This is a genomic window from Aquidulcibacter paucihalophilus (assembly GCF_002105465.1).
Taxonomy (GTDB): domain Bacteria; phylum Pseudomonadota; class Alphaproteobacteria; order Caulobacterales; family Aquidulcibacteraceae; genus Aquidulcibacter; species Aquidulcibacter paucihalophilus.
Genome location: NZ_NCSQ01000024.1, coordinates 1 through 24,416, shown reverse-complemented (window position 1 = coordinate 24,416; position 24,416 = coordinate 1). Strand labels below are relative to the sequence as shown.

Sequence of the window (24,416 nt, the reverse complement as noted above, 5' to 3'; positions counted from 1 at the left end):
CTAAAAACCCAACTTTGGTCATTGACACATTTCATGTGAGTGGGTCCGATCCTTTTGTGTGCCGTCTTCGGTCTTCCAGCGCTCTGAAGTGGCGACGCTGAGGGTTGCGAGTTTGCCGGTCTTGCCGAAAGTCTTGATCTCAATCTTGCCGACGTTTCCAACGATTTCGAAATTGGCCTTATCCATGATGGTCTCTCCATTGCTTGGTCGTGATCCCGTGGGTGTGTTCCCGTCGGGGGTCGCGGTTGCGACGGAGCTGAACATCAATCGGCACTAGGCAAGCGGGTCCTATCCCTTACCCCGCTGTGGGCGATGCAAGGGCTTGGTGCGGGCCGGAGCGCAGCGACAACACGGGCCCTTGAGATCGAAGATCGTCATCGCTCGCCGACGATTGTAGTTTCTGATCTGTGCAACGTGATCTCCCCTGATGGGTCATTCATCCGCCACGGGATTAGACCTAGGCAAACCTTGGAGAGACTTATCATCATGGGAGAGGCCAATTCGGGGCATACGTCGGTGTCGGCGTTATAAATGAGATCAAGGCGGCAAAGCCGACTAGGGGCAACTCGTCACCCGCCTGAGCCACGGGTTTGTGCGCTGAAGTCAGAGCGAAGGCAAACGGCACACTTCCGTACTTTCCTTTTTGGCATCGCATTGCTGACTTCTCCTTCGTCCAACACGGCGAGGATTGGGATGGTCCAAAGGCAAACTGTGCGGGTTTGTGATCGGGTGCCTGCCTAGGTGACAAGCCGACCATACATCTTCCGCACGCTTGTCATTGAGATTGCCGTTGGCCCATCCGCAAAAAGACTGGAAGATTCGAACAGCAAGCCAAATCAAATGCGGCCACATTTGAAACCTGACTTTGGAAAAGCCCTGCGTGCCAATCTTACAGTCAGACGACAATGGCTAGGAAATACAGATGCACCCTTTTGGCAGCGGAGGGCTAAGGGGGGCTTCACCAGCTTCGGACGACCAGCTTTGCGCCCTCATCCCCGTCATTAGGCAGATCGCTGGCATCGCCCGAAAGCGGCCATAGGAACTTAGGCGCGGCGATGTCCGCTTTGGCCGAGCCTAAATGGTTGGTGCCCATCCTAAACCTTGGCCAATCACGGCTAAGGAGAATGAAGATGACCTACTCTCACCTCGATCCCGCCCTGCAGAACCGAATGGCTTGGAATGCCGGCAAAACGGTTGGCACGAAGAGGCCGCTGACTCAGAAGCATATTTGGGCGATCCGTTTCTTCCTCGATCGCGAGGAAGGGCTGCTCAACTACGTTGCCTATTTTATTAGGACACTGTTCACACCCTTGACGCCGGCTCCCGCGTAAGGAGAGGGAAAACTAGTTCTGCGATGACATATGCGACCTGGCGTTGGCGCAGCAGCAGCCGATTCGCGGCCTCACCGTCCTCGTCGACTGCGGCATCGCGGTCCTCGAAGCGAGCCACCGCCACCGGGCCGTCCATCCGGTAGGAATCGTCGGGCGCTTTGGCGTCGCAGAATCGGCGCTCGAGACGGCGCAGGGCATCGAGAACGACGTCGCCATGCGCGCCCTCAAGGGCGCGAGCGAAGGCGTCCCGCGCCGCATCGATGCCGCCTTCGTGATTCTCGAGGCAATAGACGAGGTCATGCGCATCTTTGCGCTCGAACCGGTCATCAAAGGCGAATGCCTTCAGGCAGGTGAAGCTTACGATGTCGGCGTATCGAATCGTCTCCGTGGCGCGGCCGTTGCCATCGAGCAGCTCTGCGGTGATCTCGACGGAATCATGCAGGTCGAAGACCATCGAGGCGTGTGGGATGTTGACCGCCGAGACGCCGCCTTCGGTGGGCAATTCCTGAACGCGGCCGCCCCGAAGCTCGGGATCGTCCGCCAGAAACTCGAGGATCATGGCCCCGCCGTCGAGCTCGGCGATCCAGCGCCAGGACTGCTTCGCACCCTTGTCGTTGGTCGCACGCGAAAAGCCCATTGCGTGCAGGTTCTCCTCGAGGGTCCGATAGGCCTCGGTATCGGCGAGCATGCCGATGTCGATCACGACGTCGACATCGGCGGTGCCGGCATGGGGTGGCACCTCCGGCGGACGGGCCTTGACCAGGTACCGCGGCGCCAGCCCTCCCACTAGGAACACGGAATCGCGCCAGGGCCCGAGATTGCGGAGCAGCGTCACCAGGACCCGTTCGCACGCTTCGGTTACCGGCTGGCCATAGCCAGCCATCGTCTTCGGCTTCGCCATTATGCCAGCAGCCTCCGATCGCGCAGATGTGCGGCCATCTCCTTGGCGCGTCCCGAGCCCTGAAGGAGGTCCAGATAGACCTGAAGCGGCGGCGCCAGCGCGACACCGCCGATCTCGTCGCCGACGATAATGTCGTTTGTCCCCTTGCTCTCGATCACGGCGAGGTTCCAGCCTTCGCTCACCGGCCGGGCGCTCATCTGATCGAGGGCGCGGTTGCGAAGCTGGCCCGGAGCCATCCGGCAACGGATTTGCGAGATGCTGCTGAGATAGGGGGCGTAGAGCTGGGCAGCCGCCTCGCCCGTGACGGCATAGGGCAGGTCGTACGACCGACAGACATGATCAAGCTTCCGGCACAGCGTCTCCGCGTCCGCCGCCGGCACATAGTAGCGCGCGCCCTTTGGCGGCTTCCGCTCCGATACATAGGCGGCCCACTCGTCGAGGAGCGCCTTGGGGTTTCGCAACCTGCGAACTTTGGATGGCCCCGCCCCTTCTGCATCGACCCAGTCGTGCTGCTCCATCGCGCTCAAGGTAGCCGACGCTGTCGCCGGCGAGACTTGGGCAAGCTCCGCCAATTCGCTGACCCCGACCCATTGATCGCCGTGCGCGAATAGCGTGATGATCGTCCTGGCCTTCTGGCCTTCGAAGATCGAGAGGATGCGCCGCGTCCGTTTGGGTGGCGGCCGGTCGATCAGGACATAGATGTCACGCCCCGGGATGAAGAGTGAACCGCCGAGATCATAGAAACCTACATTCTCCTCCCGAAGCAGCTCGCGCGCGCCCCGCGAGATCGATCGCGCCGCGATGAAGGGAATGAGCTGGTCGGCGCCCGGGTTCAGATGCGCGGCATAGTTGCGAAACTGCCAGAGCAGCTCGCGGACATCGCGGGGGAAAGCCTCGCGCTTTACTTCGACCAGCAGCTGGACTTGCCGCCCCGCGATCCCCACATGGAGTAGCGCATCGATCTCCCGTCGCTCGTCGCCCGGCAAGTGAGCGGGCATGTTCCGATGAACGATATGCGCTCCGGCATCGGGCAGCGCCTCGATCGCGGCAACCAGCGCGGAAACCAGTTCCGCCTCGCTTATTTCAGGTTCGTCCATAATTTGATGCCCAGTGAATATTGGCCATATAGCGAATATTCCCTATTCTGTCCATATTTGCTGGACAGCAAATATCGGATATATGGCTGACATGTCGGAACCCAATCCCAAGAAGGAACGCAAGAAAGTCGCGACGACCCGCTCGACGAGCGGAGCCGGCTTCGCTTTCGAGGACTTGGTTGCCGCCGATCTGCTGAGCAAGATGCTGCTCGACCAGACGATAGACGGTATCGGCTGTCCGGGCATCGGGCTGCTTTCCCAGGCGGGTGCGGCCGGCTGGCAAATCGACGATCTGATCTGCATCGGCCGCGATTCCGCCGGCACCGAGCACCGGCTCGCAATCTCCTGCAAGAGCAATGTCCAGGTCAGCGCCTCGGGTTGGCCGGAAGACTTTGCCGAAGCGGCATGGTCGATGTGGCGAAAGGCGGACCCGTTCAATCGCGCCACCGATACCATCGCGCTCGTCACGCGAGGCAGGAATGTCGCCTTCGACCGCATCTGGTCCGACCTGAAGCAATGGGTTACCGGTGCCAATCCCACGCTTGCGCTGGCCAGAATCAACGCCACCAGCACCCATCGCCGCGTGTTCGACAGTATCCGCGATCCGGGTACGCAGGGTACCATAAGACCGAGCGACGAAGAGACGCTGGCCCTTATATCGGCGCTGGAAATCTACCCCCTCGACTTCCAGCTCGAGCCCTCCACTTCGCTTGCCCAGACCAAGCAGCGTTGCCGTAGCGCGCTCCTTTCGGAAAATGCCGAGGAAACGGACGCGCTGTGGGCGGCGCTGATCAAGACAGCCGAGACGGCGCGCCTCGGCAATGGCACGATCCGTCTCGCAGAACTCCTGGGCGTTCTCAGCCAGCGCTTCATCCTCAAGGCGCATCCGAGCATCGCCGGGGCGTGGCACCAGCTCGAAGCGCTTTCGGTCGACCATCTTGCCGGCATCGAAATGGCGCTCCCCAATGGCCACGTGGTCGAACGACAAGCGGAGAGCGGGCGGATTGCCGCAGCGCTCGGCGATGGGACCGGCTGCGTCGTCGTCGGCGATTCAGGTGTCGGCAAATCGGCCCTGGTTCGCCGCGCCCTTGACATCTCCTTCCCCAGCGTCGTCCAAATCTGGCTTGGCCCCGAGGCGTTGAGCGATGCCCTCAATGCCGCCCGCCGGCAGGCGCTCGGCCTCGATCGCGACCTCGCATTCATCGCCGAGCGCGCGCCCGGCCAGGACTAGCTGCTGGTGCTCGATGCGGTCGAACGCCTCGACGCGACGACGTTGGTGAAGCTGGATGCTTTCCTGCGCACGCTCACCACCAATCAGGCATGGCGCGTCGTCCTCATCTCGCAGCTTTCGGGCTTCGAAGGCCAGATCGAGAGCGTCGCGGCGGCGGGTGCTTGGCCGAGACTTCCTGTCTCGACCCTGTCCAATGGCGCTGTCCGGACCGCTCTGGACAGCGTTCCGGCGCTACGATGGATTTCCGGCGATCCCAACATCCTCCCGCTGCTCGCCAATCTTCGAACGCTCGGCTGGGTGATCGCGGCGGCTTCCTCGTTCCAGCAGGCCGACAGCGCCGCCCTCACCTCGACCGCGGCGATCGCCGACCGCCTATGGGCGCGCTGGACCCAGGGCGCCGCGAGCGCGCAGCTGCAACGCCTGCTCGTTCGGCTTGCGGTGCGCGAAGCGGATTTCGAGCGCAGCTTCCGGATCAGCGACCTGGAGAGCGGCGACCTGGCCGCGTTCGACCAGCGCTCGCAGGACTTGCCGCTCGACGTGGACGCGCGCAACCGCATCGCATTCCGCCACGATCTCGTCGCCGACTGGGCGCGATATCAGCGGCTGAAGGAAATCGCCGACGACATTCCTCAGTGGGCGACCATTGCCCGGCAGCCACTCTGGCTCGGCGCGCTCCGTCTTTTCGGCCAGTTCCTGCTCTCCCAACCCGACCAGGCCAGGGATGGCTGGGATGCTGCGTTCGCGGCCGTCTCCGCTGCAGGCTATGTCGAGGCGGGCGACTTGCTGCTCGACGCCCTGTGCCTCGACCCGCAGCTCGATCGACATCTCGTCGACCGCGCCGAGCTGATGTTCGCCGATGAGGGCGCGCTATTCAAACGGCTGCTGCACCGGTTCCTCCATATCGCGACCGTGCCGAGCATCCCGGAGCATCTCGCAGTCGACAATGGCCTGCGCATCTATTTCGAGGCGGACATGCGCTTCCCGGTTTTGGCGCGGTGGGCGCCCATGGGCCGGTTTTTCCAGCTGCAGCCCGAGCGCATTGGCGGTCTCGGCGCAGTGATCGTGGCGCGAGTCTGCCGGGCATGGCTCGCCTCGCTGCCCCGCATGCTGGGCGATCAGCCGATGCCGCTGCGCGACATCATGGCGCGGGTTGCACTCGAAACCGCCCGAACCCGGCAGGTCGAGAACCTTGCGCGACGGTTACATGGCGGCGGCGGCGACGCGAAGCTCATCTACACGACAGCTCTGCTCGGCGCGGCGGAAATGCCGGCCGATGTCGCTGCCTTCGCGCTCGAGATGGCGGAGCGCAGGCAGCCCGCCGATGCGGTGCTGGCCCGTGCCGAGGCCCTGCGGAGCGCCGATCGCGCAGCTGCGGCCGCACGTGCAGCCGCCGCTGCGCACGCGGTGCCTGCGCGCAAGAAGCCCCCGCCTCCCCTGAGGTTCATCTCCACCCGCGAGGATCTCCCGCCTTGGCCGCTCGGGCCAGCCAGCAAGCTCGCGAGCCCCTTTCGCGACGCCGTGCTGCACGGCAACGCTCTCACGCCCTTGATGGAAGTTGATCCCGCGGTCGCTTCGGAAGTGCTGCTCGCCGCCATCATCGAAGGCAATCCGACGCGCGAATATGGCCGCACACTGCGTCCAGAGGGGGATCTTGGTCTCGAATATGACCAGCAGAGCTATCCGACGATCTTCTGGAAAAGCGCGTTCTTCCCGTTTCTCCAGCTGCAGCCCGAGCGGGCACTCGCTGCCCTCAATAAGCTTCTCGATTTTGCCATGGAACGCTGGGCTGCGGACGCCGCGCCGGATGCCGTCATTCCCTCAATTTCCCTCAGCTTGCCCAACGGCGAAACCCGGCGATTTACCGGAACGGCCTGGCAGTTCGGCTGGTCGCAGCAGAAATCGACCGCCAACGGCCAGCTATTCAACGCGCTCGACGCGCTGGAACGTTGGCTCGTTCTCAAGGCGGATGCAGGCGAGGACCTCGCGCCATGGTGCGACCGCCTCCTCGCGTTCGAAAGTTCGACCGCGATCCTCGGCGTGCTGGTCAATCTAGGGAAATATCGGCCCGACCTGTTCAAAGGCCCGCTACGCCCGCTGGTTGGGATCGAAGCCCTGTATAGCTGGGACCTACAGCGGGTCGAGCATGGCAGCCTCGGCTTCGACACGTTCAACTGGTATCGGCAGGGCGAAGCCGTCCTCAACATGGCGCGCGAGTGGGTGCTCGCGCCGCATCGCCGCACCGATCTACGCACCGTCATCGCCGATCTCACGGCCGCGGACACGCGGTTCGCGAACTATGCCATGGCTGCGGCGGCCGCCTGGCCGGTACCGGACGATACCAAGCGGCAGCTCGAGCAGCGGATGCTGCGAAGCGAATTCGATCCGGCCAACCGGCACGCCGTAACCGACGAGGAAACCGGCGAAACGGTCATGCGGCTGATCTATCCCGCCGACCTGCAAGCCGACCTGATCGCCTATCAGGCAAATGCCAATGCCAAGCTGGAACCCCTGACGCTGCCGCACCAATGCGAGCAGATCCTGGCGCGCCCGGCGGACCTTGCAGAGCAAAGCGCCCAGTATCTCGCCGAGATCCTGCCCGACCCGGCGGACGCCCTGCCGGAGACTAACGAACGGCTTCCGATGATCGCTGCGGCGGCAGCGACGCTGATCGCGCGCGGCGGAGACTGGTACCGCGAGAACCCCGAGACCGCGCGCCAAGCCGAGGCGGTCATACGCGCCGTCATCGCCCATGTCGACACGCTGCCGAAGGATGAGGATCACAATGCCGGCGAGGCGCTTCGCTTCGCGGCCATCGGCGCGCTCCACGCCGCGCTCGACGCCCCGGTGCCCGCGGCATGGGACGCGGCACTCGCCACGGTGCTGACGGGCCGGAGCGGAGCCGCGATTTCAACCCTGATGGCACAGGCCGAGCGCCACCGCGCCCGGCTCGGTCCGGCATGGTACCGCCTCAACTTCCTGCTGCTGCTCTTTGCCGGCCTCACCCGGCTATCGCCGCGGTACGAGGAAGACGAATATGCACCGGCATGGCAGCGTTGGCGTGATCGCTTGCGTGCCCAGCCGATATTTGGGCGGCCGGCCACCTTCGACATCCTTGATCCCGCCGGCATCGCCCGGCGGGTCGAGCGCCTGCTCGAGCGCCGACGCGCGCGGAATTATCCCGAGAGGCCCAGCCGGCTGACCGGCAAGTCACGCCGCTTTGTCGGCCTCAGCACCCATATTCTCGAACCGGGCTTTGCATGGCTGCTCAATCACGAAGCGGTCGAACGCACCGCGCAGGATCCGGAGAATCGCCGGCTGGTCGGCCAGCTCTGGGCCTTCGAGGCTTGGCGCATGGAAGGAGAGCGCGACGGCGATCCGTTCGACGACGCCGAAGACGATGACGAATACGACCTGCCGAGCGGCATGGGCTATTCGATTCTGCGCATCGCGGCGCCGTTCGTAATGGCGGCGCCCAAAGACGATCCGGATCCCTTATGGCGCTCGATCCTGGCAATCGGGCCCAATGGCTATCATGCCGTGGAGCAATTCGCCGCGGGCTGGTTCCTGCAGCTATTCGAGCCCATCGACACCAAGCGCTTCATGGCGATCTGGCGCGCCATGCTCGACTACGCCTTCGGCTCGGACTGGACCACGAAGCGACGCTGGTATCGTGGCCGCGACATGCTGGAGAAGTTGCTGGGACTGGGATCTCCCATCGAACTCAGCCAGCCATCCGGTGCTCGTGATCGCATCATCGAGCTTGTCGACTATTATCGCCGCTGGGCCAAGGGCGAGATGCCCAAGGACGAGGACGATATCGGGAACTTCGCCCATTTCCTTACGACGGAAGCCGGCCGCGACCTGCGCCTGGAAGGCGTCCTCTGGCTGGCTCAGGCGCTGGCATCCACCGAACGCTTCGGCCGCACCTCGATAGGCAACAATATCGCCGAGGTAATCGACGTCGTCCTAGCCCATCATGCATCCGAGGTTCTGGCACGCATCGACGTGCGCAATGCCATGATCGAGATCGTCGCCCGGCTGGTCCGCGCTCAGGTCGGTACGGCGATGGGTCTGCAAGCAAGGATCGCCGCCCTTCGCTGAGCCAATCGAAGGCACCGCGGAGTGCCGCGAATTGCTTTCCCGACCTCCAGCCCGGACCATCCGCACCCACCCCCAGCGCTGGCTGGTGAGCAAGCGGATATCTCGCCGCGGCCGGCGACAGGTGTTGGCTCGAGGAGACGTTGACGGAGAATTGAGCGAACGGCCGGGTCTGTTCGAAAACTTCCATAGCCGTTTTGCCCTGTTCAATGTCAGCCAAGCGCGCATCGCTTCCCAAAACCTGCCGTTCAGCAACCGGCCATTCCTCCCCATTCGTGGACTCGGGGAATGACCGCCTTATGAGTTGAGTTTGCGCGGAACATGGCACCAAACTCACATCACGCCCATCTCCTTCAAAACCCAATCCGCCGCAGCTTGTGCTTTGCTCGCAGCGGTCAAAAAGGACGAGGGATTATCACCAAGCGCCTTGAGCCAGCCATCGATATAGGCGGCATGATCTTCGAGATGATCAGCGGGGAGGCCAATGTGCGCACCGATAAAGGCGCTGGCGAGTTCAGCAACAAGCTCTTCCAGAGCATAGCCTGCATCGCCAAAACGGGTCTGGCCAAAGTCGCGGTTAAGACGGGTCTCATGACGGGAGGCATGGGCGGTCTCGTGGGCAAGCGTCGCCCAATATTGGCTGCCATTGCGAAAGGCCTCGCGGAGAGGCATTTGGATATAGTCAGCGGCCTTGGAGTAGAATGCCCGGTTGCCACCATTGCGAAGGGTAACGGGGATGCGCGCGAAGAGAGTAGCCCAACGGGTCTCAGCTTCACTGATGGTGATCGGGGTGCGAGGAATGACAGGCGTTTCAGGAGGCGCATAATAGGTTTCCGGCAGACCCTCGATTTGCTCGGCATTGAAGACGGTATAGCCGCGCAGGATACGCCGGGATTCACCAGTCTCTTCGCCTTTGGCACCCTTGGCCTTGGGAGCCCGAGAAGGCTTTCCATCACCATCTGACTTATCGCCAACTTGCGTATAATAGACGACAAAGGATCCGCGCTCACCTTTGCGAACACAGGCTTTCATGGCCAGGGCCTGTTTGAACGTAAACCAATGGCGTGACCGAAAGCCACATTCCAATGAGGCAGCCCAAAGGGCAATGATATTCATGCCGCGATAGGGCGTCCCGCATGATCTCAGGGGCAAGACCAACGCATCAGGTGGCGCAATATCATCCCATGGCTTGATCCAGGGTCGAACACCGCGTTCGAGAAGAGAACTGATTTGAGCTGTGACACGCTCATGGGGCGTGAGACGAACTTCATCGGATGCTGATGAATAGCGGGCATTATGAGTTGCGGCGATTGAAAGTGACATGGCGGAGACCTCCGCCGATGGGATTTTGCTTCACGCGATACTCACCATGAGCTCGCGCCGCCCCCATCGGCCGAGATCAACAAACCGCACCGCTGCAAGACTGCCCGCACCCCGGTGGTTTCGCCTTGTCCAGACCGGGGCGGAAGCGTAGCGCCCGACCGAATGGTTGCGGGCAGACGGGTAGGGGTGCAGGGATTTTGGGCCGATGGGGGCAGTGAAAGGCACAACCGGGGTATGTCTGACTAGATTCTCTGAATTATTTTCCAATATATGTCCTACTTTTTACCAGAAAATTTCCCAATAAAGGTAATGATGTTTTCCGAGGATGATCCTATCCTGCTTTTGTAGTGATAGGAGAGACATATGCAGGACATCATGACCCAACATGCAGAAGTACGTCGTCTTGACCGGTCTATTCGATTAGACGACTGCCAAGTTTTTCAAAATTGGGCAGACATTGAAGTGCCAGCTCATGACAACGCTGTGCACGTTCAGATGAGTTCTAGGGCAGCTGCTTTAGCGATCAGGGCGGGCGTCCGGCCAGAACAAATTGCAAGGCTAAGACGCATAACTTGGGTCATTCGTGGTGGACGAGTTTTGACAATGTATCGGCGTAGCCCGAAGAAAACAGATGCACGCGGACATGGACGACAATCTTTCAAGGCATGGGGACGCTAAACATGGAAAATGTAGTGCGGGGGCCATGGCCACAAAGCGACGCTCAAGAGCGTAACTCTTCTTTTGAGCGCGATAAGAATGAGAAGCGCTATGCGAAAGCACATCAAGTTTGGAGCGAGTTGAAAGACCAAGCGCGGCTGCCCTTGGCGGATCGAAAGCAAATGGCACGGAACCTTGGTGATCTGATTTCCGAACTGGCACTCGACCTGGGCATCGCACCCAAAGTTGCCTTGCGCCAAGTATGGGACCAATGTGGTCTTGAACATAGTTGGGCCAAGCGACTGCGATATGTGCGCTTTGAGGAAGATGCGGAAAAGAAGACAGACGAGTACGCTTCGTCTGCGAGAGAGTTCGCGAACTTGGCAAAAGTGGCATTGAAGCTCAAACCTCATAACATTGTGTCCGGGGAGGACATGGAGGCGGAAGCAATATTGCGGCTGTTGGCGCGAACGTCCTACGATCCGGATCCATTTAAGAATGCCAAGATCGATTTCGATGCGGCGCGCGCTGTCGCAGAACTCGGTGAAGCGTTTATCCAGCAAGTAGAGAGCGCCGTTCCCGGGCTCAAGACCTATTTCGAGCGCTTGGCGAAGTTTCAATTGTTCCATCGACCTTGGCCAGAGCAGGTTTATCGGGAGCGTTTTCAAGCTTCATTAGCCCAATTTGAACAGAGCTATTTCAATCACTGGTGCGGCGACAAGCTATGGCTGATCCCAGTGGATGTGGACACGTCAAAGTTTTTTGGCGAATTCGAAAGTGCGCCAAGCAGTGCACATAACATGGACCAAGAGGCAGATTTCCTCGGACATCCCATACCAAATCGCTTCTTGTTTGACGGGTTCCCCATTGCCGATGAGTTGGGTCACACGGCGGTGCCGGGGCTGTTGCCGCGTGTTCATATCGGCGACATTCACGGATTTCAGTTCGGAAGAGGGACAGATAATGCGACTTTCGCCCCACAAAGTGACGATGAATTCTATCCAAGGCCACAAGTCTTGGAGTCTCACCCACAGCGAGTCCACCTGGTGCTGGCTCCTACAAAGGTGGGATCCACCCTTTCTATTAGGATTGGCTTGGTGGTCGAGGCTTGGCCATTTTCGAACCTGCGTTTCGCGGATGATGGAGCTGGCTATCTAGGACATGAGCAGCCTGACGTCTCAGTCTCAGAACCAACTCCGGGCGATGCGCTGAATCCAATCCCAGTTACTTCGGTCGTCAATCACCTGCCTTGGGCGTCAATTGACCGTCTTATGTTTCTTCCCGGTTCGGAGGCGCAAAATGTGATTGGCGTTCAGGGTGTGAATAATCCCGAAGAAAGCATTCATGAAATTCGGTCTACTGCGATGCGAGACGGTCAAGACTGGTCAACACTCATTGAAACCAAGGTCACGAGTGTAATTCCTGCGATTGCAATAGGACAGGGCTTCACGCCTTATCCCGCCAACACCCTAGCCGCAGCCCTGTTTTCAAACCTGCTTTATGTCAAAGGCGAGGGGTCGGTGCTAATCAAGATGATTGCAGACGCGAAGTCACGTGTGGAGACTCTCGAGGGGCAGTTTCAAGAGTGGATGACGGAATTCCATGCAGCCAAGCACGACTTCATTAAAGGCTCCGGCAACGATGCTTAATGGGCGAGTCAATACCGGCGACCGGGTCTGACGCCTCGCAGTTGCAAACGACAATAGGTTAAAAGGGGAAAGCAGCATGACTGACTTAGGACCAATCATGTCCGCAGAGTTCTGCGCCGCGAGGCTTTCCGCCATGACTGCTTGGCCAGGCACTGCCGTCTATCTCTTATGGGACATAGCAAAGGATAAGCCAGTTTATTGCGGGACTGCCAATAGCAAGTCACGGCTCAAAGCGCATTTGGCAAAAGACGATCTTCGTAATGGGCCGGTTGGGAAAACGATGGTCAATCCAGAGCTGCAGGCTTATTGCCTAGCCCAACCTAAAGGGTGGCTTGGCGTGCAGTTTAAAATGTTCCCAAGCGAGCAAGAAGCGAGACTGGCCGAGCAACGCGTCATCAGCATCCATGGTATCCGGAAGCTTGGCGGACTGCTCTACAACCAACGCATGGGCGGGTGATGACAGGGCAGTGTCAGACATCCACTTTCGGGAAATGTGGATGCTGAATTCGAAACTCAGCAATCGCCTCCATCAAGGCAAAAATCGTCCCTTAGGCTCAACATAACTATCGATCCGGCGCTCAGGATTCTCGTGCCCGCTGATATTGAAGGCCCAATACTTTGGAAAGAAGTAGAGGCTGGAATAGGGCAGGTTCTCGTGGATCCAGCGTGCAAGGCCCTGCCAACTTCCCGTCTCATGATTGGCGTCCCAATAACTCGGGACGACGATGCACGCGGTGGCACCCATAAATCCATCGGCGTCGCGCCGATCCCAAATATGCTTGGCGTAGTTGGCTTCATTGGAGGCACAAGAATAGCCCGCTTTGCCTGCACGCTGCATCTCGTTGCAGAGGCTATTGACCTCGCACGATCGGTAGGCGGATCGGATGGCGATCGGCCCCCACTGATCTTGAAGAGGTTCAAGCAAGTCTTCGCAAAGGCGAGTGCCCGCAGCAATCGCAAGATCCGGATCATCCGGCACATTGATCAGACCATGCATCATCGCGACTTCTGAATAGAGCATGTCGCGCATAAAAAAGGACTTTGACAAACGTACACGCCCCAGATCGGTAAGTGCAGCTACGGTTTCTGGCTTCTTCATTTGTCGACTCTCCCTTCAATGTCGCGTTGGGCCCTGCGGGGAACCAAAGCCTTGGGCACCATCATACGGTGAGCAAAGAATTTGATATCCGAAAGTCTCAGGACGAATAATGGGCTGGACTTACCCCCAAGGTGGCAATCTCGACTATGGTCTTGTCCGGTTCAAAAGGCAGCAAATTCCAAGATTTCAAGACTAGCGGTTCGGGACCCAAAGCAGACCAGTGCGGATAAAGCAGGGTTACTTTTTGAGCATTATAGCGGCGGGCATATGCGGCCATCTGATACAAGTCTGATTGCGCGACCCCGTGCTTTGCATCGAAAGGCGGTTCAAGGCGCTTCCATTTTGTATCGATAATCCAGGTCTCGGGCCCGCGCCGCAGGATCACATCCGGCAAGGTCTCGAATGCCTGTACGCCCGTGTCGCATTCGGACACCAGTTTCAGACGTCCACCCTGCGCGGTAACCGACCAGCCTTGTGGCTGGTAGATGGAGCGAAGTTCAGCCGCGGCATAGCGCTCGAACACTTCGGCCATATCGAACAGGATCCGGAAGCCTTGTCTTGTACCTCCTCGTGTATCTTGGCGGCTGCCCTGCAAGAGTAACTTCGCCCAGTTCAGGAGATCGAGTAGCCTGTGATTGGTCCGGTCGATCAGGGGAGCGAGTGTAACAGCATGTGAAGGTGGTAGATCGGTCACTTCCTCGAGGAGACCTTCGGCCTCGAGAGCAAGCGCCTGAACTGCCGGCCGCGTGACCGCAAATCGCACTACCCTTGCTGCTGCCTTCAACATTCGGTTGAGGGGAGTATCCAGCGAAAACTCGTCAAAGGCACAAGCCAGCCGGTTAGGCCTCGCTGCCAAAACCGTGTATTGCCGGATGGGGTCCCAACGGCCCCGCAAAGCCCGTAAGTCGTCTTCCTCGCGAATATAGGCGCGCGGCAGTCCCCGCCGGGCTTCAACTAACAGTGCCTGCAGATAGCAACGAGCAAAGATTTCGAGCAAATCGGAATCATCCCAGTTTGCCGAAGCGGCTTCGCCTCCAACAAAAGGAATGTCGCCACAGTGTTGCAGCATCCGGACAAGGCTAGTCCGCTCGGAAATACTTGTGCTGTCCCGTTCGAGTTTGGGCAAGATTTCCACTTGGCATCCAGAAGCCGTGACAATCCCGACATGCCGATCTGCCATCAGTTCCAGACGTGTCTTCCAGTGCAGGGCACGCAAGTGCGATTTGGCGGTCACGGCGGCATCGAAGAGCGCGTCAGCTTGTTCGACACTTGGCCCGTCGCCCTGCAGTCGCAGAGCGCCATGCTCGAAAATAGTCCAACGCCGAACCTCGGGCACTATAGCCGGTCGCCTGCGACCTGCAGCCAGGCTGCACGGCCGTAGGGCCCTTCCTGGATTGTGTAGCGGTACCGGTCTACTGCCCCGCCATAGCCTTCGGGCGGCCTGATCGGGGATTTGGCTACAAAGAAGGATGTATTATCGGTTTCACCGAGCGCCGCGCGCACGCGGTCCCAGTCTTCATGAAAATACTCTTTTAGTAGCGGTATGATTTTTGTCTGGAAACAGATGCTCAGCTCTTCATCTGTTCGAGCGCTCATGAGCCACGCGTGACCGACAAGGTGGTCGCGATCGTAAAGCCATTCGATCCGTTCGTTCAGCCCCTCGAGGATAGCCTTGACCGGAACCCCGTCGACGCTTTCGACCAGAACGTCGGGATCGGGCATGATTTCCTGAAAAGCAAATCTGCGTCGCAAAGCGGTGTCCAGCAAGGCAATTGAGCGATCTGCGGTATTCATGGTGCCCAGAACATGCAAATTCGCCGGTAAGCCAAAAGTCTCGCCGGAGTACGGCAGACGAACTTTTACTTCATTTTGTGCGCCGAGCCTCTTGTCGTCTTCCAAGAGCGTAATCAATTCGCCAAAGGTCTTTGAAACATTGGCGCGGTTTATCTCGTCGATAATCAGAACATGGGGCAATTGACCAGATACGGTTAACTGCTTTGGCGCGACTAAGTCGCTCAGAGCTTCTAGGTTCAGCCCTGCGTTGGCTAGGTTGTACAAGGACACCATGCTAAAGCGCTTCTTCTGGATCAGGTCATAAGGTAAGGATTGATCTGTCTGCCAGAGCCATTTTACGTTCCGGCGATGGCGGTAGAAAGGTGCTGCGTCTGCCTTGAACTCGTAAGGACCTGCGACAACGCCAATCGCCCGAAAACGAGAGTTACCCTCGCTTATGATGACCAGATCACCATCCTTCATCCAGTTACGAAGTGCATGGATTAGTTGGATATTCGGGTCATTTGCAACGGCATTGGGATTCTCAAGCCGCCACCGGTCACGGATTGCAAGATTGCTGGAAAAGTCATCGCTGGAAAAATCTATATCGCCGCCATAACCAAGCCCTACATAGTTGTTCTCGATGCAATCCTCATAGAGATAAGCATCCTCTTCAATGAAGGCACGGCCAAGCGACATTTTGAATATTTGTCTGCCGGTGACATTAAAGCCTGGCTCCGCATTCACGGTTGAAACCGCATTCGCCTTAGCGGCAATTCTTTTCAGAATGCCGTCATTCGGTCGCAGCTCGAAACCCGCACTTCCTTCGATCTGGACGGGCCTCAGTCCTTCGACAAAGTCCTCATAAGCAAATGACTGGTGAAATGTGACAAATTCAATCCGGCCAGTGTCGGATAGCCGGCGGTACGAGGACATGAGTTCGTCACGATCCTCGGGGGCTACCTCCCCGCACATTTCGACAGCGATTTTCGCTGTTTGGAAGGTTTTTCCTGTGCCCGGAGGACCATGAAGAATTAGATTGAGCGAATGGAGGGGGGGCATTTCTTGCTCTCCTGTCATTTCGGGTTCTTCTGCGGCATCTGTGTCTTCATGCTTCCCGAGGACCCAAAGAAAACCTTGCACATCCCATAAATCCTTCGGCTCGAGGCCCATTCTCCGGAGCTCGATAAAAAGAGCCTGTGCGAACGCCAGACATCGCTGATAGCCTTGCGCGAAAGTCTCGCCAGCCGGAAACAGATCCTCGTTCGCGAGCGCCAAACCCCGGGATTTCCAAATCCCCGGGCGGACGAAGACCGCCTCTTCCGGCCTGGAAAGAGCCAGAAGAAGTCCGCCAAGTGCATGCAGACGGCCGTTGGTAGGCTTCAGGCCCGCTTCGATGGTATTGTTCTCGATCAATCCAGATGCGCTTTGCCAGTCAGCCTGGAAAGCGCCAAAAGCCTCGTCCGGCAGCAACGGGGAGGCGAGCATTTTCCCCAAAGCCCGACCCATTGCGTTTTGCCAGCTTTCGGGCGCTTTACCTAGCGTATCGATCAATTGCCAGGGTACAAAGTTCTGGCGGCGGTTCGGACCAAAGCTCTTCAGCGGCTTTTTCAGAAGCAATAACATCTGCCCAAACCAGTCCTGATCGGCTCCACCCCCTGCGGTCAAGGGTTCCAACAGGTCCTTGTAAACGGACATCAGCTCGTCCTTGTACGCCCGCTCGTAGGCCGCGTAGGAACCCTCTGTGTCGGTAAACTTTCCGAAGCCACCGAGTTGGGACCTGAAGGCCGCAACACAGGCATCGAGTTTGATCCGGTCAATAACCATGTTTATTGGCTCAGGTGAACTTACGGAGCTCGGCCTCCAGGGCCGGAACAAAGCTTGCAATCCAGGAAATCTGGCGGGGTCTGTCGCTCAAGTCCGCTGGATCACAGGGGAGTTTCAGAAAGAACTGATACTTATTTCGGCCCTCTACCCCATCCCACTCCATGGCTTGTCCGACTGCTGCTTCTATGCTCGCACGGCGTGCGAGCGCCTGTTGGCGCATTTCATTGACGCGTGCCCCGTCCAATCCGATGCCGATCCGCACCCATTTTTCTCGAGCGTTTTGAACGGCAGAGATATAGGCTCCCTTGTTCGTAGCGAGCCTAACCCAATGCTTGTCTGAGTTCCGCCAAGCAGCATCCCGGCTCTCCAACTTTATCGCCAATGCCTGCCAGAATGAACTATCTGCCATTTCATGATCTCCTGATTGCCTAATCAAACTAACCTTGAACTCTCGCTCGGCGACACGCTCGACCAGGACTTCGTCTCCAGGAACAGCATTTGCTACCTCATAGAATTTGCGGACGGCCCCACGTTCCCGAAGAATTAGCTTGTCGCCTGCGATATCTGTTTCGACGGGCACAGCAGTACCAAACTGGATAGAAACTGGGACGCCCAGCTTACTCTTGTTGCTGCCGCCAATTGTGTCAGGCGGAAACAGAGAGATTAAGGATCCCACTCGCAAGTATCCCTGCAGGATTGCCCCCTCGCTGATCGTCAATTTGCGTACTTCGGTCATAGACAAATCCCTTAAATCCCGTGTCCTGCGGCGCGAACGAACAAATCCAATAACCTCAAGTCGTCGACTGTCTTGGCGGGATAGTCAAGAAGTGCGGGGCTGGCGACCAAGAGCGAGAGGGTTTTGGCGCGGGACAAAGCTACATTGAGACGTTGCCGGCTAAACAGGAAGTCTGTACCGTGGGGGGCTTCATCCGGGCTGGATGTGGCCATAGACACAATCGAAACCGGGGCTTCTTGACCCTGAAACTTGTCGACGGTGCCGACCCGTGCCCCATCCGGCAAATGCTGGAGGAGGAGCTGGACCTGGAGATTATAGGGGGCGACGATCAGAATATCGTCCAATGTCAGGCGTCGCGTATTACCCTTCTCGTCCGTCCACATCTGCGAGAGTAGGCTTGTTACAATTCCCTTGATCCGCTGGACCTCTTCAAGACTATCTTGGCGATTGCCAGTGTGGGGCACGGGCACGAAGCGCAGACCCGAGGGCGCAAGGGCCGGATCTGCCTCACGCTTCAGTTTCAAGATCCGGCCTGTGGTTTGCAAGTGGGCGGAAAGCCTGCCGTCATAAATTGCGTCTGAGATGAAGCCGCACAGATCTGGATGCATCCGCCAAGAGACATTCAACAGAATGCCGTGATCAGCGGCCACCGTTGCCGCACCTTGAAGCAGATAGTCTAGGAGGGATGCTCCAGTCTCGCCGGGGTGACTGCCCTGCACTGGCTGGGGCAATTGCATCTGGTCGCCAACCAGCACGATGTTTTTGGCACAGCGCGCCATGGCGGCGAGATTGCCAAGCGAGACTTGGCCTGCCTCGTCTATGACGAGATAGTCAAACTCAGCCAGATCATATTTGCAGAAATGCCAAGCCGTACCAGCAACCAGATCAGGACTACCGGCAATGCTGCCGCCGCTCGAGGTGACGATGTGCTTGCCCGTATAGGCATTCTCGCCACCACTATAGCGGGCAACCTTCACGCCAAAGAAGCTGTGCTTGAGCTCATCAGCCGCCGTTTCGACCCGCGCGATCAGATTATTGATTGCGTGGTGGCTATTGGACGAAACCGCGACCCGTTTGCCGTCTTTCAGCATCGCCGCAATTGCGCGCGAGACTGTGTAGGTCTTGCCGGTGCCCGGCGGGCCTTGAATAAATAGGCTCGTCGATTGCATGGCCCGCATCGCGCGAATGGTGCCGGCAACGAGATCCTCGCCATCAGCAATGATTGCCTCTCCTTTTGCATAGCCCTTTAGATTTGGTGCCCTGCGATGGGCAAAATCCAACAAGGCGTGCAACCCGTCTATTTCGCCTTCAGCGAGCGCCTGCGCGACGGCTTGAACGGCTGCGCGAAGTCCGTCGTTTTTAAGAGGCGTCTGGGCACCAAGCGAGAAACTCTCAGGCCACGGACCAGAATTCATACCTCGCTTCAGGGTGGCTGTGCGGCGATCCCGGTCGATCGCAACCAAAGTGCCCGCCGACACGCCTTGCTCGACAATGACGGGTGTCCCGCCCACTCGGAGTTTTGTGTCTTGCTGCGGCCAGGAAAACTTCTGGATAAAGGAGCGCTTTTCGACCTCTTGAGGGCCGATCCGCGTCAAGCCAGCTATTGCGTCTAGATCATCGATCAGATCCTCCACGCTCATTTCCATTCGTTCGAAGAAAGCCCACCATGCAGGCTTGTCGGCGCGTTGATGAAACCACATTAGTTCGGCAACGAGGTCCTTAACCTCTGGCTCTGCGACATTGGAAGCACGCACCTGTTCAGCGAGGGCGAGACGAGCCTCGTCGCGGACAAGGCGATCTGCCTCGCGTGACGCGGCCTCATCATCCTTCTCACCCACGGGATTATAATGGGCACCCGGAGGGCGGATCTGGTCGAGCCAGTCGCGCAAGGCCTCTGTCGAGCGTACGTCTTTCTCGTTGTATGCTGCGAGATCTTCTAGGATTTTTAGATCGCCCGTTTCGCGCCAGCGCTCATACTCGACGATGGAATCGCCTCCGCTGGTGACGGCTTCGTCGCGCTCCATTCCGTAAAAGGCCTCGATCTTCTTGATGGAATAGCTTTCGGTTGAGGCCAAAATTCCTTGGCGGACAACCGCATAGAGGTCGACAAAGCGCTTTTGCCGCAGCATGTCGTCAAGTTCGTTCTCGCGTGTGCCGTAGTGCGTGGAGAGCCTGCACAGAGCAGTCTTTTCGTAAGGGGCGTAATGATAAATGCGCGCTTTTGGAAAGCGCTTCAAATGACGGGCAAAGGCATCCATCAGGGCTTCAAAGCTCGCCTTTTCTTCGGCGTAATCATGAGCCCAGAAAGCTGTGAAGCGTGGCGCGCCACCTTCCAAGGGGCCCCAAACGCCATGCAGATATTCGAGCCCGGTTGGGCCGAACAAGGGATCGCCTTCGATATCATAATAAAGGTCGCCCTCTTCCTTTGGTGGCAAAAGCGCAAAGCCCTTGCCCCGCTCATAGGGCTTAGGCTCCCAATGCATCGAGCCGGTTTCTCGCGATTTAGCTTGGAGCTCGGCTTGCCGCTTGATCCGAGCAAACGCCTCTTCACCAATTCCCAAATCGCGTGCCGTCAAATTGGTATCCACTAGACGCTGCAGCGACGTGATATCCTTAGTCTCCAGCTTCAGGCGCTGGCTGCTCGCAATGCCAGCAACATAATGTAAGCTGTCGGCAGCGCGCCATTCAGCCTCGCAGCGGCTTGCATAGCTGCATTGGCTGCAGGCATTGCAGGGCACAGCTTTAGTATTTGAGGCGCCCGCGTCGACAAATGCCTCATACTGGCTTTTGAGGCGCCGGGTGACATGGGCGAAATCACCCAGCTTCACCCAACCTGCCTCATCATTATCGATGTTCGCTGCCCCACCCAGGAGGATCCGACCTTCTGGTGGTCTTGGCCAGCCAGCTTCAGCCAAGAGATCGGCATAGATTGAAAGTTGCAGGACATAGGAAGGTTTTAGCCTACGGCCTAGCTTTGCATCATGGGGCTCATAATAGGGCCCGTTCGGTCCTTCGACGCGGACCAGAAAATCGGGATAACCCATCCAACGCGCACCAGCCAGCGCTGCTTGATAGATAAGCGGTCTTCCTTCCCGCATGGCCTGATGGGTCGCCGCAACCTTGTCGTCCAGGCTGACCCCGGTCGGAATGGCGACCGCTTTGCCATAGCGCGCCTCGAGCTTTGTTAGGACTTCAGCCTCATGCTCGAACCCCTTGTCCTGGATCAAAACGGTGCTGGCATCTTCCTCATCTTTCTCGACACCTGCACGACGCAGGGCCTCCTTGTGGGCGCAAGCTAAAAAATCGATGAAGCGGGAGGGAGAGAGAAGTTGTGTCATAAGCTATCACTATCGGATGAAGGCGACAGAATCGGTCGCGCAGGGACAAAGTAGCAAAGCAATGACGAAGTAATCAGGTCTGAACCTAACTGAAAAGGCCGTCCGAACTCAACACCAGGGCGAGCAAGACCGCTGTCGGGATAGCCATCAAGAGGCCAAACAAGAGCGGGCGGCCACGCTTATCCATTGGCATCCCCTCAATCCTGAAGGCATAGATCAGCACTGGCGCTAAAATCAGTATACAGACTATTAGCTTCGGCCAGCCCAAATTCATGAGCTTACCGATGCCATCGACAACCGCGATAAGGATCAGGATGAAGATCACAATCCGCACTGAGAGAGCTCCTTCGGCCGCATTAGCCGACCCTTAAATTCTGTGTAGGACAGACACGGCAGAACCGGTTGCGACAGGCTCAAGGCCTAAATCGAACCAGCTCAATTGAAGGCCTAAATCAGAACCAAATAGCGCTGCCTGAGTTCAGCCAAATGCGCTTGAACCCATGCGGGGCCCGCAAACTCCAATTCACGCCCAAACTCCGGATAACTCATCGCTGAGAAGCTCGGCGTTGAGCCTGCAACCCGGTCGGCAAACTCGGCAATCTCTGCGCGGTGGGCCGCGAAGGCTGGATTGTCTTCCGGATTTGCCGGTTCCCAATAGAGGTAGAGCAATGAAGTCGGCCTATCCTTGAAGGTATGTGCAAGGCCAAAAGCGTGCTTGATCAATTGCGCGGCATCTAGAAGGACATAGCTATCAGGCGCGGCCATAAGCCGGACCATCTCACGAAAGTATCCGCTGTCGCGTCGATCATCGCGGATCTGTTGTTCATAGGCTGGCGAGAATTTCGCGCTGTGCCGGCTCAGATACTCGCTCAATTTTGACTCAACGCCGACAATCCCAGCTAGGCCCGAAAGCAACACGTCCAAATTAGGGGATCGTCCGCCTCTAAGGCCTGTCGGACATTTGCGCTCGAACTGAAGCCCGTCAAAAGTCTCGCCGCGCTTTATCGACAGATCTACGATCTGGCGGCGGAAGGGTGCAAAGCAATTTACCGCCAGGCCTGACGAGGAATGGATTGCCCGGAACTTCGTTTGAAGCTCATTGCCGTCACCGGCACTCAGATCTGCCTCGAAATCCTGCGGCGAAACCCTGGTCAGCAGCGTGTCGCGGAAGTCGTCGGCATAGCCGTTAGCATCCAGGCGAATGTCGGGGCGTTGACGGATAAAAGCTTCCCGCAATGCGGCCAGCGAGCGGCTTCTAGCGGCAGTCAAAGAAATCTTCGGATCTGTCATTGGGCGAGTATAATTCTAAAGGTGGTCACAGCAACTCCATAGAAAGCACTTACCCAACCAAGGCGACAGAATTGGTCGCTAACGGTCGAGGGGGTGTCGCGCTGGGCAAAGTTACAGCCGCTTTTCACGGGGCATTTCGGAAGAGATTTTCAACACATTCTCCAGCGAAAGTGCCGATGTTTCCTAGTCGGCGCGCGCACGACCGATTTTGTCGCGTTCGCGGATAGAATGGAGTCTTTCCCCTCCCCATCCCCTATCCAAAAGAGGTCCCCATGCACCCCTATGAAGCCGCCATTCTGGGCGATTACGCACGCACGATTTTGGGCCTCTCGAGTCGGAAACTTCAACTCCCCCCTCGAGAAGCGATTTACTTCAGGAATGCGCTTTGTTGGCTGGCGACTTATCATCGTACATTGGGCGTTCCACAGGGCACTTTTGGTGAGAGCGTGACGCCTGAAGCTTTGCGCAGGAAACTAGCCTATGCGGCGAGCGTTGATCAATTTGAAGCGTCTTTTGGCGACGTCGATCCCGAACTCAAGGAAGACCAAATTCCGGTCTCCAACTCTGCCATGCGGAAAGCTGTTCTGACTTGGACAAAAACAGAAAAGCCCGAATTGCCGGCGCGCAAAAGCCCATTACAACGCCGGATCGACGCCATGTCGGAAGCATTTGGTTTGTCCTCTGCCGAAAGCCGAGTGCTGGGACTTCTGCTGCGGATTAATACTGACGCGGCATATAGTAGCCTCTGCTGTGGCGTATTTTATGATAACTGGGACCAGATCCCCAACTACCAAAACAGACTTGATATGCGATGGCTCGAAGTTGCCATGACTTTGGGGCTGAGCGCGAGTGAATTTGAAGAAGTGACCGATCGACGTGGTCGCTTGCGTCGCATTCGACTTGTCTCGCAATGCCTTCAGGATGCGGAACTGTCGTCGCCTATTTTGCGGACAGCACAAGTTCGCTCAGGTTCCGGGCAACGCTCTATCGTGCAGGATTTGATCGGCAGGCGCTGCAAGCAGCGTGAGGTGCCCACCAAATGGGAAGACTTTAAGCACTTGGCACCGGTTCGGGATGTCGCGCTTCGCTTGATCCAAGGTGCTTTGGCCGATAACGCGAAGGGTGTTGTGATCTTGCTGCACGGGCCACCTGGCACAGGTAAATCAGCTTTTGCACAGACTTTAGTTGCTAAGGCTGGGGCCAAGACCTGGATGGTGGGCGAAGCCGATTCCGATGGCGATGAAGCCAGTCGGTCTGACCGCATTGCCGCCCTCTCCATGGCTTCGGCTTTGACACGAAACGTCAAGGATGCCGTGTTGGTTTTTGACGAAGCCGACGATGTTTTCAATGATGGTGCAGGTGGCTGGCGGCGAATGTTTGCGCCCGCCAGAAAGCGCGACGGGTCAAAAATCTATATGAACCAGATGCTGGAAGAACTGGCCTCACCGACGATCCTGATTGTAAATGATGCAGGCAATCTGGGCGACGCCGTTCTGCGCCGCATGAGCCTTTCAATCGAAATCAAAACACCAAGTGCTGAGCTATCCGCGAAGATAGCCCAAAGAATTCTTGCCAAGCAGAAGCTCAAGGTTCCCCCGGAAACTTTGGCGGCGCTCGCTGAAGACGGCACGCCGCCGGCTGTGGTGGCTTTGGCGGCGCGAGCAGCAAAACTGGCCGGCGGGTACGAGAAGGACGTAACTATTGTGGCGCGCAGCGTCACCCGCACCCTTGATGTCCGTCGGCCAGCCTCAGCGAAGGACCTTGCCGGCATGGGCTTTGACCCCGCCTTCGCACAGGCCGACTGCGACCTCGCCCATCTGGCTGATCAGGCGGTTGCCTGCCAAACACGCGCCCTATCCTTCTGCCTTTATGGGTTGCCAGGAACGGGCAAGAGCGCCTTTGCCCACTGGATTGCCGGGCGGATGGGGCTGGAAGTGATCGAAAAGCGGGGCAGCGATCTCTTCGGCATGTATGTCGGCCAAACCGAGCAGAACATTGCCGAAGCCTTTCAGGAAGCCGCAGACCGTGACCTGAGCCCTTAGGGTCCCTCGTTCTTTATGAGAGTC

At 58.2% G+C, this 24,416-nt stretch carries 17 protein-coding genes; 6 read left to right on the top strand and 11 right to left on the bottom strand.

The features are described 5' to 3' along the window. Window positions 1–18: 18 nt before the first annotated feature. Window positions 19–186 carry a single stranded DNA-binding domain-containing protein gene (locus tag B7364_RS01905; protein WP_157893425.1) on the bottom strand — a complete coding sequence of 56 codons (168 nt, stop codon included), beginning with the start codon at window positions 184–186 and terminating at the stop codon, window positions 19–21. 944 nt (window positions 187–1,130) lie between these two features. Between B7364_RS01905 and B7364_RS17970 the strand changes: the two genes are divergently transcribed. Beyond that, window positions 1,131–1,331 carry a hypothetical protein gene (locus B7364_RS17970; protein ID WP_198534001.1) on the top strand — a complete coding sequence of 67 codons (201 nt, stop codon included), beginning with the start codon at window positions 1,131–1,133 and terminating at the stop codon, window positions 1,329–1,331. Here the strand turns inward: B7364_RS17970 and B7364_RS01895 are convergent. Both B7364_RS01895 and B7364_RS01890 read right to left on the bottom strand, forming a co-directional pair. Next, entirely contained in the window at window positions 1,303–2,232 is a 930-nt protein-coding gene (locus tag B7364_RS01895; protein ID WP_085338252.1) for a GSU2403 family nucleotidyltransferase fold protein, read from the bottom strand. The genes B7364_RS17970 and B7364_RS01895 overlap by 29 nt on opposite strands. Next, entirely contained in the window at window positions 2,232–3,329 is a 1,098-nt protein-coding gene (locus B7364_RS01890) for a type IV toxin-antitoxin system AbiEi family antitoxin (protein WP_085338251.1), read from the bottom strand. The genes B7364_RS01895 and B7364_RS01890 overlap by 1 nt, the downstream gene beginning before the upstream one ends. 91 nt (window positions 3,330–3,420) lie before the next feature. On the opposite strand from B7364_RS01890, the gene B7364_RS01885 reads away from it, so the two are divergent. Both B7364_RS01885 and B7364_RS01880 read left to right on the top strand, forming a co-directional pair. Further along, on the top strand, window positions 3,421–4,560 hold the full coding sequence (locus B7364_RS01885; protein ID WP_157893424.1) for an ATP-binding protein: 1,140 nt from the start codon (window positions 3,421–3,423) through the stop codon (window positions 4,558–4,560). A gap of 6 nt (window positions 4,561–4,566) precedes the next feature. Further along, window positions 4,567–8,661 carry a hypothetical protein gene (locus tag B7364_RS01880; protein WP_085338249.1) on the top strand — a complete coding sequence of 1,365 codons (4,095 nt, stop codon included), beginning with the start codon at window positions 4,567–4,569 and terminating at the stop codon, window positions 8,659–8,661. Window positions 8,662–8,991: 330 nt separating this feature from the next. On the opposite strand, the gene B7364_RS01875 is transcribed toward B7364_RS01880, so the two are convergent. After that, the gene (locus B7364_RS01875; RefSeq protein WP_085338248.1) at window positions 8,992–9,981 is read right to left on the bottom strand and encodes an ArdC family protein; all 990 of its coding nucleotides are present in this window, start codon (window positions 9,979–9,981) and stop codon (window positions 8,992–8,994) included. 839 nt (window positions 9,982–10,820) lie between these two features. Between B7364_RS01875 and B7364_RS01870 the strand changes: the two genes are divergently transcribed. Both B7364_RS01870 and B7364_RS01865 read left to right on the top strand, forming a co-directional pair. Further along, a complete protein-coding gene (locus B7364_RS01870) occupies window positions 10,821–12,287 on the top strand; it encodes a hypothetical protein (protein ID WP_232780769.1) in 1,467 nt (488 codons plus the stop codon). A gap of 76 nt (window positions 12,288–12,363) precedes the next feature. Then, entirely contained in the window at window positions 12,364–12,744 is a 381-nt protein-coding gene (locus B7364_RS01865; RefSeq protein ID WP_157893422.1) for a hypothetical protein, read from the top strand. Window positions 12,745–12,816: 72 nt separating this feature from the next. Here the strand turns inward: B7364_RS01865 and B7364_RS01860 are convergent, their stop codons facing one another. The 7 genes from B7364_RS01860 to B7364_RS01830 form a co-directional block, all read right to left on the bottom strand. Next, entirely contained in the window at window positions 12,817–13,386 is a 570-nt protein-coding gene (locus tag B7364_RS01860; RefSeq protein ID WP_198534000.1) for a hypothetical protein, read from the bottom strand. Window positions 13,387–13,483: 97 nt separating this feature from the next. Beyond that, a complete protein-coding gene (locus B7364_RS01855) occupies window positions 13,484–14,722 on the bottom strand; it encodes an McrC family protein (RefSeq protein ID WP_085338245.1) in 1,239 nt (412 codons plus the stop codon). After that, window positions 14,722–16,986: an AAA family ATPase gene (locus B7364_RS01850; protein WP_085338244.1), complete on the bottom strand. Its 2,265-nt coding sequence runs from the start codon at window positions 16,984–16,986 to the stop codon at window positions 14,722–14,724. The genes B7364_RS01855 and B7364_RS01850 overlap by 1 nt, the downstream gene beginning before the upstream one ends. 10 nt (window positions 16,987–16,996) lie before the next feature. Then, window positions 16,997–17,722, bottom strand: coding sequence for a DUF4268 domain-containing protein (locus B7364_RS01845; protein WP_085338243.1), 726 nt, complete (start codon window positions 17,720–17,722; stop codon window positions 16,997–16,999). A gap of 11 nt (window positions 17,723–17,733) precedes the next feature. Next, the gene (locus B7364_RS01840) at window positions 17,734–21,060 is read right to left on the bottom strand and encodes a TM0106 family RecB-like putative nuclease (RefSeq protein WP_085338242.1); all 3,327 of its coding nucleotides are present in this window, start codon (window positions 21,058–21,060) and stop codon (window positions 17,734–17,736) included. 85 nt (window positions 21,061–21,145) lie between these two features. After that, on the bottom strand, window positions 21,146–21,394 hold the full coding sequence (locus B7364_RS01835) for a hypothetical protein (RefSeq protein ID WP_085338241.1): 249 nt from the start codon (window positions 21,392–21,394) through the stop codon (window positions 21,146–21,148). A 113-nt stretch (window positions 21,395–21,507) separates the two neighbouring features. Continuing rightward, entirely contained in the window at window positions 21,508–22,350 is an 843-nt protein-coding gene (locus tag B7364_RS01830) for a PGN_0703 family putative restriction endonuclease (RefSeq protein ID WP_085338240.1), read from the bottom strand. Between the two features lie 272 nt (window positions 22,351–22,622). On the opposite strand from B7364_RS01830, the gene B7364_RS01825 reads away from it, so the two are divergent. Then, complete coding sequence (locus B7364_RS01825; RefSeq protein ID WP_085338239.1) at window positions 22,623–24,392, top strand: AAA family ATPase; 1,770 nt, start codon at window positions 22,623–22,625, stop codon at window positions 24,390–24,392. The last annotated feature ends 24 nt before the right edge of the window (window positions 24,393–24,416 follow it).